The 23,155-nt window shown below is 71.7% G+C and carries 24 protein-coding genes; 13 read left to right on the plus strand and 11 right to left on the minus strand.

Annotated features, from left to right (window positions below):
* Positions 1 to 208: 208 nt before the first annotated feature.
* On the minus strand, positions 209 to 1,684 hold the full coding sequence (locus tag ACIQVL_RS02320; protein ID WP_403431135.1) for a regulator: 1,476 nt from the start codon (positions 1,682 to 1,684) through the stop codon (positions 209 to 211).
* A 255-nt stretch (positions 1,685 to 1,939) separates the two neighbouring features.
* Here ACIQVL_RS02320 and lipB point away from each other — a divergent pair, with 255 nt between their 5' ends.
* The 6 genes from lipB to ACIQVL_RS02350 all read left to right on the plus strand — a co-directional run bounded on the left by lipB (position 1,940) and on the right by ACIQVL_RS02350 (position 7,524).
* Positions 1,940 to 2,743, plus strand: coding sequence for a lipoyl(octanoyl) transferase LipB (gene lipB, locus ACIQVL_RS02325; RefSeq protein WP_403431132.1), 804 nt, complete (start codon positions 1,940 to 1,942; stop codon positions 2,741 to 2,743).
* A gap of 189 nt (positions 2,744 to 2,932) precedes the next feature.
* Positions 2,933 to 3,898 (plus strand): lipoyl synthase, encoded by a 966-nt coding sequence (gene lipA / locus ACIQVL_RS02330; RefSeq protein ID WP_393807981.1) that lies wholly within the window; start codon positions 2,933 to 2,935, stop codon positions 3,896 to 3,898.
* Between the two features lie 262 nt (positions 3,899 to 4,160).
* Positions 4,161 to 4,358 (plus strand): hypothetical protein, encoded by a 198-nt coding sequence (locus ACIQVL_RS02335; RefSeq protein ID WP_123977777.1) that lies wholly within the window; start codon positions 4,161 to 4,163, stop codon positions 4,356 to 4,358.
* A gap of 69 nt (positions 4,359 to 4,427) precedes the next feature.
* The gene (locus ACIQVL_RS02340; protein WP_362581844.1) at positions 4,428 to 5,129 is read left to right on the plus strand and encodes a DUF4191 domain-containing protein; all 702 of its coding nucleotides are present in this window, start codon (positions 4,428 to 4,430) and stop codon (positions 5,127 to 5,129) included.
* Positions 5,130 to 5,307: 178 nt separating this feature from the next.
* Positions 5,308 to 6,417, plus strand: a complete 1,110-nt coding sequence (locus ACIQVL_RS02345) for a nitrous oxide reductase family maturation protein NosD (protein WP_403474045.1) — start codon at positions 5,308 to 5,310, stop codon at positions 6,415 to 6,417.
* Between the two features lie 42 nt (positions 6,418 to 6,459).
* Positions 6,460 to 7,524, plus strand: a complete 1,065-nt coding sequence (locus tag ACIQVL_RS02350; RefSeq protein WP_403431122.1) for a methyltransferase — start codon at positions 6,460 to 6,462, stop codon at positions 7,522 to 7,524.
* A gap of 82 nt (positions 7,525 to 7,606) precedes the next feature.
* Here ACIQVL_RS02350 and ACIQVL_RS02355 read toward each other — a convergent pair whose 3' ends face one another.
* Genes ACIQVL_RS02355 through ACIQVL_RS02385 form a run of 7 tightly spaced genes read right to left on the minus strand, consistent with a single transcriptional unit; the run spans position 7,607 to position 12,792 of the window.
* Positions 7,607 to 7,939 carry a TcmI family type II polyketide cyclase gene (locus tag ACIQVL_RS02355; protein WP_351715784.1) on the minus strand — a complete coding sequence of 111 codons (333 nt, stop codon included), beginning with the start codon at positions 7,937 to 7,939 and terminating at the stop codon, positions 7,607 to 7,609.
* A gap of 34 nt (positions 7,940 to 7,973) precedes the next feature.
* Complete coding sequence (locus ACIQVL_RS02360) at positions 7,974 to 8,453, minus strand: SRPBCC family protein (RefSeq protein WP_403431120.1); 480 nt, start codon at positions 8,451 to 8,453, stop codon at positions 7,974 to 7,976.
* Between the two features lies 1 nt (position 8,454).
* The gene (locus ACIQVL_RS02365; RefSeq protein WP_089101200.1) at positions 8,455 to 8,706 is read right to left on the minus strand and encodes an acyl carrier protein; all 252 of its coding nucleotides are present in this window, start codon (positions 8,704 to 8,706) and stop codon (positions 8,455 to 8,457) included.
* A gap of 49 nt (positions 8,707 to 8,755) precedes the next feature.
* Positions 8,756 to 10,000: a ketosynthase chain-length factor gene (locus ACIQVL_RS02370; RefSeq protein ID WP_403431117.1), complete on the minus strand. Its 1,245-nt coding sequence runs from the start codon at positions 9,998 to 10,000 to the stop codon at positions 8,756 to 8,758.
* Positions 9,997 to 11,265 (minus strand): beta-ketoacyl-[acyl-carrier-protein] synthase family protein, encoded by a 1,269-nt coding sequence (locus ACIQVL_RS02375; protein ID WP_403474046.1) that lies wholly within the window; start codon positions 11,263 to 11,265, stop codon positions 9,997 to 9,999. Before ACIQVL_RS02375 ends, ACIQVL_RS02370 begins: the two co-directional genes overlap by 4 nt.
* Positions 11,262 to 11,675: a cupin domain-containing protein gene (locus ACIQVL_RS02380; RefSeq protein WP_403431112.1), complete on the minus strand. Its 414-nt coding sequence runs from the start codon at positions 11,673 to 11,675 to the stop codon at positions 11,262 to 11,264. The genes ACIQVL_RS02375 and ACIQVL_RS02380 overlap by 4 nt, the downstream gene beginning before the upstream one ends.
* 46 nt (positions 11,676 to 11,721) lie before the next feature.
* Entirely contained in the window at positions 11,722 to 12,792 is a 1,071-nt protein-coding gene (locus ACIQVL_RS02385; RefSeq protein ID WP_403474047.1) for a SchA/CurD-like domain-containing protein, read from the minus strand.
* 213 nt (positions 12,793 to 13,005) lie between these two features.
* On the opposite strand from ACIQVL_RS02385, the gene ACIQVL_RS02390 reads away from it, so the two are divergent.
* A complete protein-coding gene (locus ACIQVL_RS02390; RefSeq protein WP_403431106.1) occupies positions 13,006 to 14,652 on the plus strand; it encodes an FAD-dependent oxidoreductase in 1,647 nt (548 codons plus the stop codon).
* 140 nt (positions 14,653 to 14,792) lie between these two features.
* On the opposite strand, the gene ACIQVL_RS02395 is transcribed toward ACIQVL_RS02390, so the two are convergent.
* Positions 14,793 to 15,260: an RDD family protein gene (locus ACIQVL_RS02395; RefSeq protein ID WP_403431104.1), complete on the minus strand. Its 468-nt coding sequence runs from the start codon at positions 15,258 to 15,260 to the stop codon at positions 14,793 to 14,795.
* Positions 15,261 to 15,471: 211 nt separating this feature from the next.
* Between ACIQVL_RS02395 and glnA the strand changes: the two genes are divergently transcribed.
* From glnA to ACIQVL_RS02420, 5 genes are all read left to right on the plus strand, one after another.
* Positions 15,472 to 16,881, plus strand: a complete 1,410-nt coding sequence (gene glnA / locus ACIQVL_RS02400) for a type I glutamate--ammonia ligase (RefSeq protein ID WP_355726002.1) — start codon at positions 15,472 to 15,474, stop codon at positions 16,879 to 16,881.
* A gap of 103 nt (positions 16,882 to 16,984) precedes the next feature.
* Complete coding sequence (locus ACIQVL_RS02405; RefSeq protein ID WP_403474049.1) at positions 16,985 to 17,242, plus strand: hypothetical protein; 258 nt, start codon at positions 16,985 to 16,987, stop codon at positions 17,240 to 17,242.
* A 95-nt stretch (positions 17,243 to 17,337) separates the two neighbouring features.
* Entirely contained in the window at positions 17,338 to 18,747 is a 1,410-nt protein-coding gene (locus ACIQVL_RS02410) for a HEAT repeat domain-containing protein (protein ID WP_403474050.1), read from the plus strand.
* 98 nt (positions 18,748 to 18,845) lie between these two features.
* A complete protein-coding gene (gene htpX, locus ACIQVL_RS02415; RefSeq protein WP_403431096.1) occupies positions 18,846 to 19,766 on the plus strand; it encodes a zinc metalloprotease HtpX in 921 nt (306 codons plus the stop codon).
* 2 nt (positions 19,767 to 19,768) lie between these two features.
* Positions 19,769 to 20,353, plus strand: coding sequence for a hypothetical protein (locus tag ACIQVL_RS02420; RefSeq protein WP_403431093.1), 585 nt, complete (start codon positions 19,769 to 19,771; stop codon positions 20,351 to 20,353).
* Between the two features lie 21 nt (positions 20,354 to 20,374).
* Here the strand turns inward: ACIQVL_RS02420 and ACIQVL_RS02425 are convergent, their stop codons facing one another.
* Positions 20,375 to 20,662 carry a hypothetical protein gene (locus ACIQVL_RS02425; RefSeq protein WP_403431091.1) on the minus strand — a complete coding sequence of 96 codons (288 nt, stop codon included), beginning with the start codon at positions 20,660 to 20,662 and terminating at the stop codon, positions 20,375 to 20,377.
* A gap of 240 nt (positions 20,663 to 20,902) precedes the next feature.
* On the opposite strand from ACIQVL_RS02425, the gene ACIQVL_RS02430 reads away from it, so the two are divergent.
* Complete coding sequence (locus ACIQVL_RS02430; protein WP_403474051.1) at positions 20,903 to 21,646, plus strand: alpha/beta hydrolase; 744 nt, start codon at positions 20,903 to 20,905, stop codon at positions 21,644 to 21,646.
* 15 nt (positions 21,647 to 21,661) lie between these two features.
* On the opposite strand, the gene ACIQVL_RS02435 is transcribed toward ACIQVL_RS02430, so the two are convergent.
* Positions 21,662 to 23,002 (minus strand): DUF2252 domain-containing protein, encoded by a 1,341-nt coding sequence (locus ACIQVL_RS02435; RefSeq protein WP_403474052.1) that lies wholly within the window; start codon positions 23,000 to 23,002, stop codon positions 21,662 to 21,664.
* Positions 23,003 to 23,155 lie beyond the last annotated feature (153 nt).

Below are 23,155 nucleotides of genomic sequence, written 5' to 3' on the forward strand. Positions count from 1 at the left end.
CGGCAACAGCCGGCACGGCACCACCGCGACGCAAAAACAGGGGGCACGCACAGCGCGCCCCCTCACTGGCGCGGGGAACTGCGCGACCAGCCACCACGGCGCGGCACCCGGTGGACGGCAGGAACCGGCGACGACCGGCCCGGCACCGCCGGACAACACCGTCGTGGCTGATCGGCACCACGGCGGAAAGGACTGGTGCAGCGGGCCGTCAGTTCAGTGCGGCGACCTTCTCGCGGTACCCCTTCACCGGTGCCGCGTCCTTGTACGGCTCAAGGCGGCGTTCGAAGTCCTTGACGTACTCGATGGCACGGACCGAGCGCATCTCCGCCGCCGCGCCCGCCGCCTCCACGCCCAGCGCGCACGCCTGGTCGAGTTCGCCGAGGCCGAGGCGGGCCGTGGCGAGGACGACGCGGCAGAAGAGGCGGCTGCGCGCGTAGGAGGGCGCACGGAGTTGCAGGGAGCGCTCGGCGTGCTGCGCGGACGCGCGGAACTGCTGGAGGTCGCGGTGGCAGTGGCCGAACTCGTCGGCCAGCTGCGCCTCGTCGAAGAAGCGGGCCCAGTAGGGGACTTCGTCGCCGGGCCGGGCCGTCTCCAGGGCGCGTTCGGCGCGGACGAGCGCACCCGTGCAGGCGCGCACCTCGCCGAGCACCCCGTGGGCGCGCGCCTCGGCCGCGTGCAGCAGCGCCTGGACGACCGGTGGGGCGCTCGTGCCCACCCCCTGCTGGGCGACGCGCGCGAGCTGCACCGCCTCCCGGCCGTGGCCCAGGTAGACCGCCTGGCGGCTCATCGTGACGAGGACGTAGGAGCCGTAGGACCGGTCCCCCGCCGCCTGGGCGAGCCGCAGCGACTGGACGAAGTAGCGCTGGGCGAGGCCGTGCGCGGCGATGTCGTACGACGTCCAGCCGGCGAGCCGGGTCAGGTCGGCCGCCGCGCCGAACAGCCTGCGGCCGGTCTGCTCGCCGTACGTGCCGCGCAGCATCGGCTCGCACTCGTGCTCCAGGTACCGGACGAGGGCCTGCCGGGCGTGGCCGCCGCCGTACTGGTCGTCGAGGGAGCGGAAGAGCTCGCCGACCGAGCGGAGCGCGGCGATGTCGCCGCCGGTCACCTTCTGGCCGGGCCCGCGCTCGGCCTGCCCCCTCGGGCGCACCGGTGCGAGCGGCACCGGCCTGGGCACGGCGGGCCGGGTCTGCGCCGGCACCCGGGCCGCGGCCGCCGGTGCCGCCGGCTCGCCGCGGGCCACCTTGTCGTCGGCGCGGCCGATCAGCCAGTCCCGGCTGGGGACGACCAGCCCGGCCGGGGTGAAGGCGATCTTGCGGAGTTCGGCATGGCTGCCGGAGTCCTTGCGCCACAGCCCGCTGACGATGTCGACGGCCTCTTCGGGGGTGGCCGCGAACTCCAGCCCGGCATAGACCGGGGCACAGGCGTCGAGGCCCAGGTCCTGCGCGGTGAGCCGGCGGCCGAGTCGCCTGGTGAAGACCTCGGCGATCAGGGCGGGGGTGGTGCCCCGGGGCTGCTGGCCGCGCAGCCACCGGGTGACCGACGTCTTGTCGTATCTGAGATCCAGCCCGTGTTCGAGTCCGAGTTGGTCGACGCGCCGGGCCAGACCCGCGTTGGAGAACCCCGCTTCTGCGATGAGCGCGGCGAGCTGGCGGTTGGGGGTGCGCTGCGCGGGTCGGTCCGTCATCTGGGGTGCGGTCTCCTGCCTTCTGGCTCAGCTCGGTCGCTTGTGCCCGGATTGCCGGTGAGCAGCCCTTTTGGCGCTCGTGGACGGCGCGAATGTAGCGGAGAGTGAGCAGTCGATCGCACATCTCGACGTTCATTCATCCGATCGTGTGAGAATTAGCCCCGGGGCTGACGCGTAACGAGCGGACGTACAGTTGCTTGGGCGCGTTATGCGCCTGACGCACTGATCGCCTTATCGCCGAGGGAGGCGCTTGCCGTGAGTGAGTTGCGGTTCGTCCGCATGGGGTTCGGCGCGGACGCCGTCGAGTACCAGGAAGCCTGGGACGAGCAGCGCCGGGTGCACGCGGCGCGGTTCGCCGACGAGGTGCCCGACACGGTCCTGCTGCTCGAACACCCCCCGGTCTACACGGCGGGCCGCCGCACCGCGGACAACGAGCGGCCGCTCGACGGCACCCCGGTCATCGACGTGGACCGCGGCGGCAAGATCACCTGGCACGGCCCCGGCCAGCTGGTGGGCTACCCGATCCAGAAGCTCCCGCGCCCGGTGGACGTGGTCGCGCACGTACGGCGCCTGGAGGAGGCCCTGATCCGCGTCTGCGCCGAGTTCGGCCTGGAGACCACCCGGGTCGAGGGCCGCAGCGGTGTCTGGGTGCTCGGCGACCCGGTCGAGCAGCGGCCGCAGGCCCTCGGAGGACTCTCCCTGGACTTCGACCCGCGCCTGACGGACGACGAGTTCGACCCCCGCCTCAACGGCCCGGACTACGCCCCCTCCAACGCCGGCCAGCGCCGCGAGGACCGCAAGATCGCCGCGATCGGCATCCGCGTCGCCAAGGGCGTGACCATGCACGGCTTCGCGCTCAACGTGAACCCGGACAACAAGTGGTTCGACAGGATCATCCCGTGCGGCATCCGCGACGCGGGCGTCGCCTCCCTCGCCGGAGAGCTCGGCAGGGACGTGACGATCGGGGAGGTGCTGCCGGTGGTGGAGCGGCACCTGACGGCCGTACTGGAGAACGCGGACCTGAAGCCGAGGGTGATCGAGAAGACACCGGTGGCATGAACCGGCGCGCCCGGCACTTGAGGACGAAGGGCACCACGAACAGCCCGTCCGGCGCTTGAGGACGAGGCCGTTCAGGCCGAAGGGGGGTTCGGGGGCGGCAGCCCCCGGCAGGCCAGCACCCTCGCCGGGTTACAAATCCACGGGCGTACCCTGAAGGTCGCCGAAGAATCAATCGCTAGGGAGCCGGTCGTGTCCGCAGTCTCACCCGACGGACGCAAGATGCTGCGCCTGGAGGTCCGCAACGCCGAGACCCCCATCGAGCGCAAGCCCGAGTGGATCAAGACCCGGGCGAAAATGGGCCCCGAGTACACGAAGATGCAGAACCTCGTGAAGAGCGAGGGCCTGCACACGGTCTGCCAGGAAGCCGGCTGCCCGAACATCTACGAGTGCTGGGAGGACCGCGAGGCGACCTTCCTCATCGGCGGCGACCAGTGCACCCGGCGCTGCGACTTCTGCCAGATCGACACCGGCAAGCCCGAGGCGCTGGACCGCGACGAGCCGCGCCGCGTCGGCGAGTCCGTGGTCACCATGGACCTGAACTACGCCACCATCACCGGCGTCGCCCGCGACGACCTGGCGGACGGCGGCGCCTGGCTGTACGCGGAGACGGTCCGCCAGATCCACGCGCAGACGGCACAGCGCGAGGCCGGCCGCACCAAGGTCGAGCTGCTCGCCCCCGACTTCAACGCGGTCCCCGAGCAGCTGGCCGAGGTCTTCTCGTCCCGCCCCGAGGTCTTCGCGCACAACGTCGAGACGGTGCCCCGGATCTTCAAGCGGATCCGCCCCGGCTTCCGCTACGAGCGCTCGCTGAAGGTCATCACCGAGGCCCGCGACTTCGGCCTGGTCACCAAGTCCAACCTCATCCTCGGCATGGGCGAGACCCGCGAGGAGGTCTCCGAAGCGCTGCGCCAGCTGCACGAGGCCGGCTGTGAGCTGGTCACCATCACGCAGTACCTGCGCCCGAGCGTCCGGCACCACCCCGTGGAGCGCTGGGTCAAGCCGCAGGAGTTCGTGGAGCTGAAGGAGGAGGCCGAGCAGATCGGCTTCTCCGGTGTCATGTCCGGCCCGCTGGTGCGGTCCTCGTACCGCGCCGGCCGCCTGTACCAGATGGCCGTCGAGAAGCGGGGCGCGTTCGTCGCCGCGCAGGCGGTCTGACGGAGGGTCCGACGGCGGTCCGCACCGGCCCCGCCGCCGAGCGTGTGAATTCACGCACAAACTATTACTGGCCAGTAGTGACCGAATGGACGCGGTCCTGACCGTCCTCGCTGATGAGGGCGTACGTCAGGGCCGCGTCAGCGTTCCGGGCCTGCGTATCAAGGTTTCATTGGCGTTTGACCGGTCGGTCACGCCCTGGTAACACCGAACAGTGACCCTGGTATCACAGCACGTACACCCACCTCGAGGGGGGACCTCCACCATGCAGGCCGCGCCCGTTCGCGCCACCGCGATCCCGTCCTTCACCGACGCGCTGCGCGCCGTCGAGTCGATCCTCATGAGCGGCGGTCAGCGCACCGCGCGCCAGAACGCCTGGACCTCCGTGCTGGAGGACCGCCGTCGCGCCAAGGACCGGGTCGAGGCCCAGCGCTTCCTCGAGCAGGCCGCCGGCCGCTCCTGACGCCCTTCCGCGGCCCTTGTGGGGACACTGCCGTCGTCGGCACTCCCGGGGCCACGTAGACTTCGGGGCATGGCGAGGAAGGAACCCGCAGCGGACGCTGCGAATGCGGGACGGCTGAAGCAGATCGTCCTGACGTACAAGATGACCCGCAAGGCCGACAAGGTGATCGGTCTTGTACTTGCGGGTGTCGGTCTCGGCACCCTTGCCGTCTTCCTCGTGATCGGCTTCCTGATCGGACACCCGGTCTATCTGGGCATCCTGGGCCTGCTGCTCGCCTTCCTCGCGACGGCGATCGTCTTCGGCCGCCGGGCCGAGCGGGCGGCCTTCGGCCAGATGGAGGGCCAGCCGGGCGCCGCGGCCGCCGTCCTGGACAACATCGGACGGGGCTGGACGACGACACCGGCGGTGGCGATGAACCGCAGCCAGGACGTGGTGCACCGGGCGGTCGGCAAGGCCGGCATCGTCCTGGTCGCCGAGGGCAACCCGAACCGGGTGAAGACCCTGCTGGCCGCCGAGAAGAAGAAGATGGCCCGGATCGTGGCCGACGTGCCGGTGCACGACGTGATCGTGGGCACGGGTGACGGCCAGGTCGAGCTGAAGAAGCTGCGGACCACGATGCTGAAGTTCCCTCGCGTGCTGACGGGGCCCCAGGTGACGACCACCAACGACCGGCTGCGGGCGATGGGGGACCTGATGTCCAACATGCCGTTGCCGAAGGGGCCGATGCCCAAGGGGATGCGGATGCCGAAGGGCGGGCCTCGCGGGCGGTAGACGCCGGCAGGCACGCCCACGGGCTCGGGCGCGGTGGTTGCGTTGGCGACCGCCGCGCCTTCGTGGTTTCCCGCGCAATTCCCGCGCCCCCGTGGGGCGCCCGAAGCGGGCGGCGTGACACGCCGCCGAACGGAGCATCCAGCCGTTTATCGGGTCATCTGCTCCTAACCTGCCGGATGTGACAAAACGCCATATCGCATACCTCGCGTGCAGCGCCGCCCTGTGCGGCTCCCTCCTCGGTGCCGCTCCGGCGACCTCCTCGCACGGCGTTCTGACCGTGCACCCGGGTGAGTCCATCCAGAAGGCGGTCGACGCCGCCGAACCCGGTGACACGGTCATGGTGCTGGCCGGCACCTACCACGAGAGCGTCAAGGTGACCACGCCCGGCCTCACCCTGCGTGGCATGGGTCCGGACACCGTGCTCGAGCCGGTCAAGAAGTCCAAGAAGGCCATGAAGGCCATGAAGGCCATGACCGGTACGAAGAAGACCGCCGTGAAGTCCTGCGCCGAGATGGGCAACGGCATCTGCGTGGTCGGCGCCAAGAAGCAGCCGGTCGAGGACGTGACCATCGCCCACATGACCGTGACCGGGTTCTCCCGGACCGGCGTCATGGCCGTGGGCGCGGCCAACCTGCACGTGCACGGCGTGGCCGCCGTGAAGAACGGGCAGTGGGGCCTCGCCGAGGAGCGCTCGGTCCACAGCATGTACCAGAACAACGTCGCCCGGAACAACGGCGACGCGGGCATCTTCCTAGCCAACTCGGTCACCGCGGAGAAGGGCGCCGCCGACACGTTCGGCACGGTCGTCGAGCACAACCTCCTGGAGAACAACCGGATCGGCGTCACCGTCCGCCGGCTGCGCAACCTGACGGTCTCCGACAACTCGGTCACCGGGAACTGCGCGGGCGTGTTCGTCGTCGGCGACGAGAACAAGCCGAAGGCCGGTCACCTGACGGTCGCCGACAACCAGGTCGTGAAGAACAACAAGTACTGCAAGAAGACCGCCCGGCTGTCCTTCCTGCAGGGCTCCGGCATCGTGCTGACCGGCGCCGAGAACACCCTGGTGACCGGCAACACCGTCACCGGCAACTCCGGCAAGTCGCCGCTGTCGGGCGGTGTCGTGGTCTTCAAGAGCTTCGTGGGTGTCACCAGCGACAAGAACCAGGTCACCCGCAACAAGCTGTCGGGCAACTCCCCCGCCGACCTGGTCAACCAGGAGGCCGTCAAGCACGGCAACGCCTTCAAGGACAACTCCTGCAAGAAGTCCAAGCCCTCGGGTCTGTGCTGACCTGACGGCCGTACGACACCCCACACGGAAGGAAGGCGGCACATGACCGCACCAGCACGCGACCTCTCGACGCCGGCCAGGGAGCCGGCCGAGGACGCTCCGCCGCCGTCGATGCGGCTGCGCGAGCTCGTGTTCGGGGCGGCCTGTGCCGCCGCCGTCCGCGCGGCCGCCCGGCTGCGCGTCGCCGACGCGCTCGGGGACGCCCCCATGACCGTGGAGACCCTGGCCTCCGCGCTGCAGACGGACCCGAAGCCGCTGCGCCGGCTGCTGCGCGCCCTGTCCTGCTACGGCGTCTTCGCCGAGCGGCCGGACGGGACGTTCGCCCACACCGAGACCTCCCGGCTGCTGCGCGAGGACGACCCGCACAGCCTGCGCTACATCGCCATGTGGTGCACCGAGCCGTGGACCTGGGACGCCTGGCCGAAGCTCGACGAGGCCGTGCGCACCGGCCGCAACGTCGTCGAGGACCTCTACGGCAAGGAGTTCTTCGTCTACCTGAACGAGGACGCCCCGGAGTCCGCGGACGTCTTCAACCGGGCGATGACCACCTCCAGCGAGCAGTCGGCCCGCGAGGTCGCCGCCCTGCTCGACCTGTCCGGCAGCCGGTCGGTCGCGGACCTCGGCGGCGGGCAGGGGCACGTGGTGGCCAGCCTGCTGGACAAGTACCCGGCGATGAGGGGCTACCTGCTGGATCTGCCCAAGGTGGTGGAGAAGGCCCTGCCCCGGCTGCGCGAGGGCGGCGACCTCGCGGACCGGGCGCGGATCGTGCCCGGTGACATCCGGGAGGCCGTGCCGGTCGACTCGGACGTCTACATCATCAAGAACATCCTGGAGTGGGACGACGACTCCACCGCGCGGCTGCTCGCCAACGTGATCGCGGCGGGCGGGCCCGGGGCCCGGGTGGTGATCATCGAGAACCTGGTCGACGACACCCCGTCGATGCGCTTCAGCACCGCGATGGACCTGCTGCTCCTGCTGAACGTCGGCGGGGCCAAGCACACCACCGACAGCATGGTGCGCCGGCTGACGGAGGCGGGCCTGAGCGTCAACGACATCCGGCCGGTCAACCCGTACCTGCACGCCTTCGACTGCACGGTGCCCGCCTGAACCGGGCGGCCCGGAACGCGCCGGTGCCGGGCCCGCGTCGTGCGCGGGTCCGGCACCGTTGGCGTACGGCGGTCACGCGGGGTCATGCGCCGCCGTCGCGCTCCCAGAGGTAGAAGCGCTGGGCCATCGCGTCCTTCGGGGAACGCCAGGTCTCCGGGTCGTACGCGCTGACGTACGCCGTGAGACGGTCGCTGATGTCCCTGAACTCGGGGTGAGAGGTGACCTTCGCGATGGCCGGTCCCGGCTCGCGCTCGGACTCGACGAGGTGCATGTACACATCGCCGAACTGGAAGAGGCTGCGCCGGACCACCCCGACGAGGTGGGGCAGCTCTCCCCGGTCGGACTCCGCGAACACCTTCGCGATGTCGGGCGCGGAGCCCGGTGCCATGCGGGCGACGATCAGGGCCTGGTGCACGTGTCTCTCCGTTCCTGTCTTCCTGGCGGCCGGCTCAGTCGGCGAGGGCCGGGTCGGGACGCCGGCCGGTGGCGGCCTTCTCGATCTTGTCCCGGATCAGGGCCATCTGGATCTTGGAGTTCTTGTTGATGTTGTCGGTCATCCAGTCGTCGTCGACGGGAGCCTCCGGCTTCATCGCGAAGTCCTGGGTCCACACCATCCGGGTACCGGCGGGCACCTCCTCGTACTGCCAGAGGATGTCCATGTGCGCGAACGGGCCGGTCTCGACCCGGCGGGCCTTGACGCGGAGGGTGCGGCGGTCCGCCTCGCGCTCGGAGACCCAGCTCCACACCTTGCCGTTCTCGTCGGGGTGCATGGTCAGCCGGAAGGTGACCTTCTTCCCGTCCTCCTCGAGGATCTCGGCGCTGGCGTACTCGCTGAACAGCTGGGGCCAGTTGGCCACGTCGTTGGTCATGTCCCAGACCAGGTCGACGGGCGCGGCGATGGTGATCTCGTTCTGGGTGTGTCCGGTCATGTCAGGCTCCCGCGGGCATGGCGCTGTTGACGAGGTCGAGGAACTGGCGGGGCGTCTTGCACCGCTCGGCGTCCACCGGCATGGGCACGCCGTGCCGGTTCTCCAGCTCGCCGACGATGCCGAGCAGGCCCAGCGAGTCGACGCCGAGGACGTCGAAGCCGCTGTCGGCCCGGTCCTGGAGGTCGGCCGGGGAGACGGTGACGCCGGCGGCCTTCTTCATGAGTTCGGACAGTTCGTCCACGGTGATGCTCATAGCAACTCCTTCTTCTTAGCTGCTCTGCTGGGCAGCTGGTGTGTTCGACTCACTCGGCCGCGCCGTGGCGCAGCACGAGCGCCGAGTTCGACCCCATGAGGCCCCGGCTGAGCACCAGTGCCGTGCGTGGCTGCGCGGCACGCGCGCTGCCGGTCACGAGGTCGAGGTCGTGGCAGATGTCGTGGACACCCGGGGTCGGCGGGATCAGACCGTGTTCCATGGCGAGCACCGCGGCGGCGGTGTCCAGGACCGGGGCCGCGCAGTAGCCCCGGCCGATCCCGGTCTTGGGCGCGGTGACCGGCACCCGCCTGCCGTGCGCGCCGAGGACGTCGGTGATGGCCAGCGCCTCCGCCCGGTCGGCCTCCGGCACGCCGAGGGCGTCGGCGAAGACCACGTCGACCTCCTCGGGGGCGCAGCCGGCCTCGGCCAGCGCCCCGCGGATCGCCTGGGCGAGCCCGGCCCGGGACTCGGCCCAGCGGGAGGCGCCGGTGAAGGTCGACGCGTGGCCGTCGAGGGTGGCCCGGACCGGCAGTCCGCGCCGGCGGGCCGAGCCGGTGTCCTCCACGACGAGCATGGCGCCGCCCTCGGCCGGTACGAACCCGCAGGCCTGCTCGGTGAACGGCCGGTAGGCGCGGGCCGGGTCGGTCTCCCGGCTGAGCTCCTCGTAGCCGAGCTGGCAGACCACCGAGTACGGAGCTATCGGCGCCTCGGTGGAGCCGGCCACGATGACGTCCGTGCCGCGGCGGACCGCGCGGGCGGCGTGGGCGAGGGCGTCCAGGCCGCCGGCCTCGTCGGCGGCGACCACCGAGCAGGGTCCCTTGAAGCCGCGCCGGATGGAGATCTGGCCGGTGCTGGCCGCGTAGAACCAGGCGATGGACTGGTAGGGGCCGACGAACCGGCTGCCCTTGCCCCACAGCTGCTGGAGCTCGCGCTGGCCGAACTCGCCGCCGCCGGAGCCGGCCGCGGTGACCACGCCGACGTCGAACGGCGAGCCGTCGGTGTCGGCGCGGCCGAGCCGGGCGTCTTCGAGTGCCAGGTCGGCCGCGGCCATCGCGAAGTGCGTGAAGCGGTCGGTCTGGACGATGAGGCGTTCCTCGACGGCGGCCGTGGGGTCGAAGTCGCGGACCTCCCCGGCCACCTTCATGGGCAGGTGCTCGCAGCCGTCGCGGGTCACCTTGTCGAGGACGTTGCGTCCCTCCTGGACGGACTTCCAGAAGGTCTCGGTGCTGGTTCCGTTGGGCGCGACGACACCGATGCCGGTGACGGCCGCCCGTCGGGCAGGCGGTTCGCTCATCGTGTCCGTCCTCTCTGCCGGGTCAGGATCACCGCGGACTGGAAGCCGCCGAACCCGCTGCCCACGGACAGGACGCCGCCGAGCTTCCGTTCGCGGGCGACCCGCGGCACGTAGTCGAGGTCGCACTCGGGGTCGGGGGTCTCGTAGTTCGCGGTGGGCGGGACGACCTGGTGGGCCAGGGCGAGCACGCAGGCGACGACCTCGATGGCGCCGATCGCGCCGAGCGAGTGGCCCACCATGGACTTGATGGAGCTCATGGGCGTCGAGTACGCGTGCTGTCCGAGCGCCTTCTTCACGGCGGCGGTCTCGTGGCGGTCGTTCTGCCGGGTGCCGGAGCCGTGCGCGTTGACGTAGTCGATGGCGGTGGGGTCGAGGCGGGCGTGGTCCAGGGCGGTCTCGATGGCGCGGGCCATCTCCAGGCCCTCGCTGGTGAGACCGGTCATGTGGTAGGCGTTGCCGAAGGTGGCGTAGCCGTCGAGAAGGCAGTAGATGTGCGCGCCGCGGGCCCTGGCGTGCTCCTCCTCCTCCAGGACGAGCACCGCGCCGCCCTCGCCCATGACGAACCCGTCACGGCGGTTGTCGAACGGGCGGGAGGCGTGCTCGGGGTCGTCGTTGTTCGGGGAGGTGGCCTTGATCGCGTCGAAGCAGGCCATGGTGATGGGTGAGATCGGGGAGTCCGAGGCACCGGCGATGCAGATGTCGGCGCGGCCCTCCTGGACGGTGTGGAAGGCGTAGCCGACGGCGTCCAGGCCCGAGGTGCAGCCGGTGGACACGGTCTGCACCGGACCCTGGGCGCCGAAACGTTCCGCCACCGCGGAGGCGAGGGTGCTCGGGGAGAACGCCCGGTGCAGCTGCGGCTGCGCCTGCCGGTGGTCCACGTCCCAGCGCTGACCCGCGCCGCTGACCAGAACGTAGTCGTGCTCAAGACGGGTGGTGCCGCCCACGGCCGTACCCAGGGAGACCCCGATCCGCCAGGGGTCCTCCCGGCCCAGGTCGAGACCGGAGTCCCGGACCGCCTCGTCGCCGGCGACCAGGGCGAACTGTATGTACCGGTCCGCCCGCTCGATCTCCCCGGCGTCCAGGCCGTGTGCCGCCGGGTCGAAGTCGCACTCGGCGGCGATCCGCGACCTGAGGCCCGAGGGGTCGAAGAAGGTGATGCCGCGCGTCGCGGTCCGGCCCGAGGCGAGCAGATCCCAGAACGCCGGTACGCCCACACCCCCCGGAGCGACGATGCCTATGCCCGTAACCGCCACGCGCCGGGTCACGACCGGACCTGCCCCACGGCGACGGCTTCCGTCTCCTCGGTGTCGACGTGGCCCAGCGCCGGGCGCGGGGCCAGCGGGCCGAGGTGGAAGACGATCCGGGCCTCGACGCTGCCGACGTTGCGGAAGCGGTGCTTCATGTTGATGGGGATCATCAGCCCCTGCTCGGGCCGCAGCGGGTGCGGTTCGCCGTCCAGGTCGACCTCCATCTCGCCGCAGACGACGTACACGAACTCCTCGGAGTACGGGTGGTAGTGCTCGGCGATGCGGTCGCCCGGCTGCACGATGGCCACACCCATGAAACCGCTGGTGGAACCCACCGTGGCCGGGGTGAGCATGGCGCGCAGATCGCCGCCGCGCCGGGTGTTGGGCTCGATCTCGCCGAGGTCCACGATCTTGGGAATGGGCTGCATGTCTGCGTTCCTCCGTGGGGGTGATGCAACAGGGAAGGGTCAGGCGTCAGGCGTCCGGGGAGCGGCGGTCGGTGATGAGCTGCATCCGCACCGCGTCGCCGTCCAGCAGGGCGGTCAGCGCGTGGGCCGGGGTGACGTCCGCGGGTGTGCCGGGCCGCTGCTCGACCAGGCGGACGACCACGTCGTCGCGCTGGAAGACCGTGCTGCGCAGCACCGGGCTCGCCGGGTCCTCGGCGGCGGCCTCGTCCTGCTGCGCGAGCAGCTCCGCGAGCCGCATCCCGCAGCCCGGCCGGGCCGGGTAGTACAGCGCGTGCCGCTCGCCCTCGGCCAGCTCCTCGGCGCTGACGTGGTGCACGGCCGGCAGCGCGGCCCGGGTGAAGAACACCCGTGCGGACTCCTGGTCGTTGAGGTCGCGCTCCTGCTCCAGGTAGGGGTTGATGGCCTCCTCGACGGCCCGTACCTCGGGCTGCCGGGCGACGTGGCGCAGGGCGGCCATCAGGTCGCCGCGCACCTCGATGGCCCGCACGACGCGGTTGCCGTGCATGAACAGGGAGGTGCGGCAGAGCCGGGTGGAGTCGTCGACCTTCGCCTCGGGCGAGGAGTAGTCCGCGAGGATCTTCGCGACCTCGGCCTCACTGCCCGGCGTGACCGTGAAGGTGAGCGCGTGGCGGATCACGCCGTCGCCCATCCGCGGCTGGGCCTGCAGGACGCGTACGGCGTCCGCCGAAGGGCCGCCGGTCTCCCGCACCACGTGGAAGCGGAGCGAGCGGGTGTCGCGGACGCAGTTGTGCAGCGGCTTCACCATCTCCACGTGCTCCTCGCTGTTCACCCAGGCGAGGAACGGCGGGGCGCTCTCCCACTCGCTGGTGATCAGCCACTGGGAGGGGTTCTCGATCGACTGGCAGAGCTGGTCGCTGACGTGGCCGGGCACCTGGGCGACCTGGTTGCACAGCTGCTCGTAGGCCTCCAGGAACTGCTGCTGTGCGCCGTCGTAGACGTCCACCAGCAGGACGACCCGGAGCCGGGAGCCGTCGAAGACGGACTGGGAGACCCGTGTCGAGACCGGGCGGGTCGTTCGGGTCGGCTTTGCCGAAACCTTTTCCGAGATCGTCGTCATGCTTCGCACATCTCCTTCGCTGGGGCAGCGGCCTGCGCCTTCGCCGATGACGCGGCGTCAGCGCTTCTTGATCCTGTGCCGGTCCTCGGATGCGCGCGACTCGCGTGAACCAGGTGGGTGATTGAGCCCGCGGAACCCCTCCCGACGAGGCCCGGAAGGGCATGGAAGTTCCAACCGCACCTGACGCACCAACACCCGCCTCTGGAGTGCCCGATGCACCAGAAAACCGATCACCAGGTCCCCGTCCTCGTGGTGGGCGGCTCCCTCGTGGGCCTGTCCATGTCCCTCTTCCTGGGCCGACTGGGCGTCCGCCACATGCTCGTCGAGAGACACGCCGGGACCTCGATCCACCCACGCGGCCGGGGCAACAACGTGCGGACGATGGAGCTGTTCCGGAGAGCGGGCATCGAGCCGGACATCAAGGCCGCGGCCTCCCTCCTCGCCGACAACCACGGCATCCTGCAGACCCCGACGCTGGTCGGCGACGCCGGCGACTGGCTGTTCAAGGAGATCGACCCGGGCGGCGGACTCGCCAGGTTCAGCCCCACGGGCTGGTGCCTGTGCAGCCAGAACGACCTCGAACCGGTGCTCCGCCGGTCGGCCGAGTCGCTCACCGGCGAGCTGCGCTACTTCCACGAGATGGAGTCCTTCGAACAGGACCCCGAAGGAGTGACGGCGTACATCCGCGACCGTGACTCCGACCGGATGTACACCGTCCGCGCGGACTACCTGGTCGCCGCCGACGGCCCGCGCTCCCCGGTCCGCGGCCGGCTCGGCATCGGCCAGACGGGCCCCGGCGACCTGTTCGCGAACGTCAGCATCACCTTCCGCTCCAAGCTGCTGCAGAACACGGTCGGGGACCGCCGCTTCATCTGCTGCTACCTCACCGACCCGGAGGCGGACGGCGCCCTGCTCCCCGTCGACAACAAGGAGCGCTGGGTCTTCCACGCGCCCTGGCACCCCGAACGCGGCGAGACCCTCGCCGAGTTCACCGAGGAGCGGCTCACCCGGCACATCCGCCGCGCCGTCGGCGTCCCCGACCTCGACGTCGAGATCACCGGCCGGGCCTCCTGGCGGGCGGCCGAACGGGTCGCGGAACGCTACGCCGACCGGCGGGTCTTCCTGGCCGGCGACGCCGCGCACGAGATGTCCCCGACGGGGGCCTTCGGCTCCAACACCGGCATCCAGGACGCCCACAACCTCGCCTGGAAGCTGGCGGCGGTCCTGGACGGCTGGGCCGGCCCCGGGCTCCTCGACTCCTACGACGCCGAGCGCCGCCCGGTCGCCCTCGCCACCAGCGCCCGCGCCTCCGCCCGCTCCGTGGAGCACAGCCACCCCGGCTTCGCGCCCGCCCCGGGCATCGGCGCCGACCGGCGCGGCGGCATCCTCAACATCGTCCTCGGCTACCGCTACCCGAAGGGCGCGGTCCTCGGCGCCGACCCGGAGCAGCCGCTCGTACCCAACGGAATGAACCTCACCGGCCAGCCGGGCAGCCGGGCCCCGCACCTGTGGCTGCGCCGCGCGGGCGAACGGATCTCGACGCTCGACCTGTACGAACGCTCACTGGTCCTGCTGAGCGACGCGGAGTCGGCGGGCGGCGCGGCCTGGCACGCCGCCGCCCGGCGGATCGCCGACACGGAGCGGCTGCGGCTGGACACGTACCGCGTCGGCGCGGCGGGCGATCTCGTCTACGACGCGGAGGGCGGCGACGGCGACTGGGCGGCGGCGCACGGTACGACCGCGGAGGGCGCGGTGCTGGTGCGGCCGGACGGGTACGTGGCGTGGCGCTCGGAAGGTGCCGTGCCCGACCCGGAGGGAGAGCTGCGGGACGTGCTGGCGCGGGTGCTGCGGAGGAGGTGAGCCGGGGTGGGGGCGGCGCGGGGGTGGGGACGCTCACCGGCGCCTGCAGGGTGCCGCCCCGCCGCCCTGCGGCACGCCTGCCCGCAGCTGTGTCTTCAGGGGCGCGGGGAACTGCGCGACCGGCCCCCACCGGCCCGCACCTACATACGGACCTCTACGGTCTTCGCCAGCCGGTCGTGCAGCCCCCTGCCGTCCCGGTCCCAGACCAGCGCCGGGATCGCGAGGCACAGCAGCACCGTGCGGGCCAGCGCGCGCAGCGGCTGCACCCGGCCCGTGTCGACGCCGACCACCCGCAGCCGGAACAGCCGCTTGCCCGGCGTGAAGCCGAGCGTACCGACCGTCAGGATGCCGAGGACGAGGAAGACGAGGAGGGCCCAGTTGCCGGTCGCCGGGGTGTAGCCGTCGGTGATCAGGCCGTATGCGATCAAGACGCACAGCGCCCAGTCCACGACCAGCGCGCCGAGCCGCCGCCCGGGGCGGGCGATGGAGCCCGGCCCCTCCTCCGGCAGACCGAGCTGCTCGCCCCGGTACCCGAACTCGGCACCCGCGTCCTCCATGGCCGCGCGGGGGCCGGAGAGCCACGATCCGATTGCTTGCCTGTTGTCCACCCGTCCACGGTACTGGGCCCGGCCGGGCCCCTGGGTCGGCGGGGTGCCACGGGCTACGGTGGAACCGAGGTCGGTTAACTTCAGCGAAACAAATGGGTCACGCCCGAGAAATCACCCGTCCCTAGGGTCGACGACAACGTGTGCCACCGCACTGGCCGCACGAACGAACTACCACCCCGGCACGGGAACGGCCGGGAGTAGGAGGAGCTGGATGTTCCAGAACGCCGACGAGGCCAAGAAGTTCATCGCGGACGAGGACGTCAAGTTCATCGACGTCCGTTTCTGCGACCTGCCGGGCGTCATGCAGCACTTCACGCTGCCCGTCGAGGCGTTCGACCCGGACGAGGAGCTCGCGTTCGACGGTTCGTCGATCCGTGGTTTCCAGGCGATCCACGAGTCCGACATGGCGCTGCGCGCCGACCTGTCGACGGCCCGGGTGGACTCGTTCCGCCGGGACAAGACGCTCAACATCAACTTCTTCATCCACGACCCGATCACGGGCGAGCAGTACTCCCGTGACCCGCGCAACGTGGCGAAGAAGGCGGAGGCCTACCTCGCGTCGACCGGTATCGCGGACACCGCGTACTTCGGTCCCGAGGCCGAGTTCTACGTCTTCGACAGCGTCCGTTTCGCCACCTCGGCGAACGAGAGCTTCTACCACATCGACTCCGAGGCGGGTGCCTGGAACACGGGCGCGCTGGAGGACAACCGCGGTTACAAGGTCCGCTACAAGGGCGGCTACTTCCCGGTCCCGCCGGTCGACCACTTCGCCGACCTGCGTGCCGAGATCTCCCTGGAGCTGGCCAAGTCCGGCCTCCAGGTCGAGCGCCAGCACCACGAGGTGGGCACCGCCGGCCAGGCGGAGATCAACTACAAGTTCAACACGCTGCTCGCCGCCGCCGACGACCTGCAGCTCTTCAAGTACATCGTGAAGAACGTGGCCTGGCGCAACGGCAAGACCGCGACCTTCATGCCGAAGCCGATCTTCGGTGACAACGGCTCGGGCATGCACGTCCACCAGTCCCTGTGGGCCGGCGGCTCCCCGCTCTTCTACGACGAGGCCGGCTACGCGGGCCTGTCGGACACCGCCCGCTACTACATCGGCGGCATCCTCAAGCACGCCCCGTCGCTGCTCGCCTTCACCAACCCGACGGTGAACTCGTACCACCGCCTGGTCCCGGGCTTCGAGGCCCCGATCAACCTGGTGTACTCGCAGCGCAACCGCTCCGCCGCGATGCGTATCCCGATCACGGGTTCGAACCCGAAGGCCAAGCGCGTCGAGTTCCGCGCGCCCGACTCCTCCGGCAACCCGTACCTGGCCTTCTCGGCCCTGCTCCTCGCGGGCCTGGACGGCATCAAGAACAAGATCGAGCCGGCCGAGCCGATCGACAAGGACCTCTACGAGCTGGCTCCCGAGGAGCACGCGAACGTCGCCCAGGTCCCGACCTCCCTCCCGGCCGTCCTCGACCGCCTGGAGCGCGACCACGAGTTCCTGCTCGCCGGTGACGTCTTCACGCCCGACCTGATCGAGACGTGGATCGACTTCAAGCGCACCAACGAGATCGCCCCGCTGCAGCTGCGCCCGCACCCGCACGAGTTCGAGCTGTACTTCGACGTGTGACAGACGCCGCTTCGGCCGTCCGGCGCCCCCGTTCCTGTTTCTCGGGACGGGGGCGCCGTCGTATCGTGCGTCGGTACTGATGTTCGAGACGGGGGGAATCGGGATGTCCGAACAGGGCGATGAGGAGCGGGAGTTCGACCTGCGGTGGGCCGGGCAGGCCGAGCACAAGGAGCCGTCCGCGCGGGCGCGGATGCTGGCCGCCCGCTGGAAGGAGAATCCGCCTGGGCCGGTACCGTTCCGGCCGGATCCGGGACCGGTGACACCGCGGCGGTCGGCGTGGTTGTCGACGGCTCTGGTGTTCGGGTGTGTGGCGGCGGTGATCCTGCTGCTGGGGTACATGCAGACGCGGGCTCCGTACTAGGAATCCGGCCCGTCGCCGGCGTCGGGTGATCGGCGCGACCCGCGTTCGCCTGTTCGCCTACCATCGCCCGGACGGCAGAGGGACGGAGTCCGGGGATGCGTGAGGAGTTCGGGGACGGCGAGGCCGTGGCGCTGCGGCTTGCCCGGGGGGCCGCGCCCGGTGACCTGATCGACGGTGCCGATCCGGTCGGCTGGCTCGCCCTGGACTCCGGTGCGCGGTCCTGGCTGCTGCGTGACGCGCTGCCGACCCGTGCCGAGGTCGACGGCGAGCACCGCCACGCGCTCACCGAGTCGCGGGCCGCACTGGCCCTCTGTCACGGGGACGGCCGGATCCGGGAGGCGGCGCTGGAGACGGCGCCGCGTTTCCCCGCGCTGCTGCCGCTGGTCGTCATCCGCTGCGCGGACTGGGCCGAGCCGGTGCGGGAGCGGGCCCGGCGGCTGCTGCGCGAGACCCTCGACGCGGACGCCGCCGTCCCGCTCGCGCCCCTGGTCCTGCTCCTCGGCCGGCGCGGGCGCGGCGCCTTCGGCGTCGAGGTGCTCGGCGACGTTCTGCGCGGAGCGTCCCGCGAGCAGCTCGGGCGGCTGTGCGCCGACGGTGACCGCAGCGTCCGGCGCTTCGCCCACCGCCTGGCCGTGGCGGAAGGGAGGCTGTCCGCCGCCGAGCTGGCGCGGGCCGCCGCCCGGGACCCCGACCCCGCCGTGCAGACCCTCTGCGCCGAGGCTGCGGTGGCCCTCCTGCCGGAGGGCGCGGCCGCCGACGACGTGCTCGGGCCGCTGCTGGCCGCGCGTGGACCACGGGTGCGGTCGATCGGGGTGACGGCGCTGCGGCGGGCGGGGCGGCCGGAGCGGGCGGCGGACTTTCTCGCCGACCGGTCCGGCGTCGTACGCGCCTGCGCTCGGTACGTGGTCCGGCAGTACGGCACGGACCCGCTGCCCTGGTACCGGCGCCTGGTCACCGGCGCCGGCGACGAGGCGTTGCCGCCCGGCGCGGTCATGGGGCTGGCCGAGTGCGGGGTGCGGGCGGACGCCGAGCTGCTGGCGCGGCTGCTCGCCCACCCCTCCCCCGGCGTGCGGGCGGCCGCGGTGGCCGGGTCGCGGTTCCTCGACGTGACGGACGTGCCGCGGTTCCGGGAACTGCTCGACGACCCGGCACCGAGCGTCGTCCGGGAGACGACCGTGAACCTGCTGCCGTCCGCCGGGGCGCTGGACGCCGGGTGGCTCATGGACCGGCTGGCGGCCGGCCGGGCGCGGCATGCGCGGGTCGCCGCCTTCCGGCTGCTGGACGCACGGGGCGGACTCGTGCGGCTGCGGGCCGCGGTCGCCCTGCTCGACGACCCGGACGTGAAACTGCGGGGCTGGGCCGAGCGGTCCGTCCGGCAGTGGTACCCGACGCCGGACGTGCCGCTCGGGTCCGAGGAGGTGGCGGCGCTGCTGGACCGCGGACGGCATCTGTTCGGCGAGCGGGTGCTGACCAGGCGCAAGCGGGAGGCCGGCGCACCGGGCTGACCTTTTGCCGCTACTAGGCACGTTCGGAACCTCTTCATTGCCCCCGGCAGGTGCACACTGGACAGCGGGACGAGTGCCTGACTGCGGGGTGAGGCAAGATGCAGAGCCGCTTCCGGAGCGACCGCCGGCTGACCGTGCGGATGACGGTCACGCTGTTCCTGCTCGGGTTGTTGTACGTCGGCTTCGTTGCCGCGTTGATCGTGTTGCTGAAGTCGTGGCTGCTGGTCGTCGTGCTGGTGGGCGCGATGTTCGTGGCCCAGTTCTGGTTCTCCGACCGGATCGCGATGTTCGCCATGCGCGGGCGGGTCGTGGAGCGGGAGGAGTATCCGGAGCTGCACGCCGTGGTGGACCGGCTGTGCGCCATCGCGGACATGCCGAAGCCGGTCGTCGCCGTCTCCGATATGGACATGCCGAATGCCTTTGCGACCGGGCGGAATCCCGATCACGCGGTGGTGTGCGTGACCACGGGGCTGCTGCGGCGGCTGGAGCCCGCGGAGCTGGAGGGCGTGCTCGCGCACGAGCTGTCGCACGTGGCGCACAAGGACGTCGCCGTGATCACGGTCGCGTCGTTCCTGGGGGTCATCGCGGGGCTGATCGTGCGGTTCGCGTTCTACTCGCAGCTCTTCGGCGGGGGCCGGCGGGACCAGAACACCGCGGCCGTGTTCGCCGCGATCATCGGGGTCTCCGCGGCCGTGTACGCGATCAGCTTCCTGCTGATCAGGGCGCTGTCCCGGTACCGGGAGCTGGCCGCTGACCGGGCCGCCGCGCACCTCACCGGCCGGCCCTCCGCGCTGGCGTCGGCGCTCACCAAGGTCTCCGGTGAGATCGCCCGGATCCCGACCAAGGACCTGCGCACGGCCCAGGCCTTCAACGCGTTCTACTTCACCCCGGCGACCGGCAAGGAGCCCGGCATCGAGCGCTTCTTCTCCACCCACCCGCCCCTGGAGCAGCGGCTGGAGCAGCTGGGGCGGATCTCGGCGGAGCTGGGTGAGGCGGCGACGCCCGGAAAGGCCGGGTGAGCATGGGGTTCCTGGACATCCTGCTGGGCCGTACGAAGCCGGTCGCGCCCGATCTCGACCAGTTGTTCGCGCTGCCGTCGGCGGCGGTGACGCTGGAGGCGGCGGCCGGGTTCCGGCCCACCGGCGGGGGCGCGGTGTGCTTCGCCACCGTGGAGGGCGCGGCCTTCGAGCAGACCCACCGGGAGGTCCAGGCCCTACTCGACGCGGACGTGGACCGCGGCGGGGTTCCGGTGGAGCTGCACCAGGACGACTACGGGTACACCTGGCTCGTCTCGCAGCGGTCCCCCGAGCAGCTTCCGCAGCTGGTGAACGACCTGCACGCGGTGAACAGTTCGATGGAGGTCAACGGTTTCGGCCCGCAGCTGCTCTGTTCCCTGGCCGCCTTCGCGGACGAGCGCGGGCGCAGGCTCGCGCTCGTCTATCTCTACAAGCGGGGCACCTTCTACCCCTTCGCGCCGCTGCCCGGTTCCGGTCAGCGGCGCGACAGCGCGCTGGAGTTGCAGGTGAAGGCGGCGCTCGCGAACGACCTGCGGATCGAGCAGGACCTCAGCCGCTGGTTCCCGGTCTGGGGTGCCCCCGGCCTGTGACCGGCCGGAGGCACTCGCGGCCTACTTCCCCTTCTCGTTCTGCTGGCGACGGGACTCCAGGGGGCGCTCGCGGCGGTAGCGGCGCTCCCACTTGGCCTGCTGGTCGCGGCGGTCGCGGTACGTCTTGTAGTCGCCGGCCATGCCCCCTCCCCCGCCGGACGGGGAACCGCCCGACGAGGAGGCCGACGACGAGCCCCGCCCGTACTGCACGTACAGGAAGAGCAGGGCGACGGCGGCGAGCCACCAGTTGTGGTTGCCGAATCCGAGGATGACCAGAACGACGGTTCCGGATAGGACGATGGTGCCCATGACGGGCCTCCGTGGCGTGGTGTGGTGTGAGCGGTCGACGGATCCGACGGCACGCGGGGGACGGGCGGCCGTCCGTCGGTGCGCGGCAGTGTAGTCCCGAGTCCCGGAGGCTCGGCCGGACCTTCGGAAAGCGGTGGTGGACCACTCCGCAACGCTTCTCCAGCGTAGGGAGCCGCTCACTCGGCGTGCATCCCGTTTTCGTGCGTGCACGTGTGGGGCGGCCGTGGGTGAATGTGCGGCATGGACCAACTCACCGGCTTCACCCACGAGTACGACGGCGAACGGCTCAGCGGGGTCCGTGCCCCGGCCGCGCACGGCACGGACGGCACGCACGGCACGGACGGACCGGTCGCCGTCCTGCTGCACGGCGCGGGCAGCGGCAACGAACGGCGACTGCGCCCCCTGCTCGCGCAGTTCACCGCCCACGGCTGCCCCGCCCTGGCCTTCGACTTCTCCGGCCACGGCGAAAGCACGGGCGTGCTCGCGGAGTTGAGCCTGCGCCGCCGTTTCCGGCAGGCGACAGCGGTGATCGACGCCCAGGTGGAGCCGGACCGCCCGCTGGTCCTGGTGGGCTTCAGCATGAGCGGCCAGACGGTCGCGGATCTCGTACGGCACTACGGCGACCGGGCCTCGGCGATCGGCCTCTGCTCCCCCGCGGTCTACGCCCCCGAGGCCTGGGAGGTTCCCTTCGGTGACGGCACCGGCCGCTTCACCGCGCTCATCCGCACTCCGGACGCCTGGCGTACCTCACCCGCCCTGGAGGTGCTCGGCGCCTACGCGGGCCGCGCGGTCCTCGCGGTGCCCGGCACGGACGCGGTGATCCCCCCGCAGGTGACGGAGGCCGTCCAGGACGCCCTGCGCAGCCGGTCCCGGTACACCCGCCTCGAACTCCCGGACGCGGAGCACCGGCTGGGTCTCTGGTTCCAGGACCACCCGGACGACCGGCGGGAGTTCGTCAGGCTGCTGCTGGCGCGGCACGGCTGACCCGGAGCGGCCGGTTCAGACCCCCGGCGCCGCCGTCAGGACGCCCGCGGTGACGGCCGCGCCGAGGGCGGCGTGGTCGGCGGCGGTCTGGTCGGCGTAGGCGAGGGCGAAGTCGGTGACCGCGTGGTCGAAGGTGTCGGTGCCGCCCAGGTAGGCGGCGATGGCGATCCGGTCACCGGAACGGGCGTGGGCGCGGGCCAGGGCCGTACCGCACAGGGTGGCGTAGCCGCGCAGGCCCGTCGGGTCCATGGCGGCGACCTCGGCGGAGCCCTTCGTGTCGCGCAGCTGCCGCCAGTAGAAGGCGCGTCCCTGGGGTCCGGTCAGCCACCCCAGGAAGACGTCCCCGGCGGCCTGGAGCAGCCGCTGCCCGGCGACCACCCGGTGGCCGTGGTGGGCGTAGAGGCCGCTCGGCAGATGCTGCTCGAGTACGGACGTCCGGGCCTCCTTGATCTGCAGGAACAGCGGGTCGTCGGCGTCCCGGCCGGCCAGCAGTACGAGGAAGCAGCGGGTGCCGACGCTGCCGACGCCGACGACCTTGCGGGCCGCGTCGACGAAGCGGTAGCGGTCGAGGAGGAGCCGGCGCTCCCCGGCGAGGGTGGAGCGGTAGTCGCTGAAGATCTTGCGCAGGGAGGCCATGTCGGAGGCGCCGGCCGGTTCGAGGAGCGGCGGGTCCTTGATGATGCGGCGCTGTCCGCCGACCGTCTCGGTGAGCCGGCCGAGCGCGTGCAGGCTGGTGCGGCGCCGGGTCCGGGTGAGGGTGTCCTCGATCCGGCGCCGGCGGCGCGCGGAGCGGACCAGGGCCGTGAGGCTGTCGGTGTCGATCCGCTCGTACCAGACGGCGAGTTCGCCGAGCCCGGCCAGCCGCCGCATGGCGGTCCGGTACGCGGCCACGGCCGCGCGGGCGGAGCCGCGGGCCTCCGGGTCGCTGTGCCCGTTCTCGCGGGCGGCGACGGCGACGGAGGCGGCGAGCCGTTTGACGTCCCACTCGAAGGGCCCGGGGAACGTCTCGTCGAAGTCGTTCAGGTCGAAGAGCAGGGACCGCTCCGGGGAGGCGTACAGCCCGAAGTTCAGCAGGTGCGCGTCGCCGCAGAGCTGCACGGTGAGCCCGGTGTGCGGGCGGGCGGCGAGATCGGCGGCCATCACGGCGGCCGCGCCGCGCAGGAAGGCGGAGGGCGAGGCGGTCATCCGCCCGTACCGGATGGGCAGCAGCTCGGGCAGCCGGTCGCGGCCCTGCCGTTCCAGTACGGCGACCGGGTCGGGGCGGTCGACGGCGGGCAGCCAGTGGGCGTGGGCCGAGCGGGGGGCGCGCTTGCGGGCGGCCTTGCCGCGGGCGGCACGGTCGGCGGGTGTGGTCATACGGCGCTCCCCTCGGTCGGCTGCTCCCTCCTTGACCTGCTGTTCGCAGTGAAAGGGAGGAGCGGGGGCGCCCGCATGCCGAGTCCGGCGAACAGGTGATTGTCAGTGGCGTCGGGCAGGATGCGGTCAGGAGGAGTTGACGGGGAGGTCGGC

Origin of the sequence: Streptomyces sp. NPDC090499, assembly GCF_044769305.1 — a bacterium.
GTDB lineage: Bacteria > Actinomycetota > Actinomycetes > Streptomycetales > Streptomycetaceae > Streptomyces.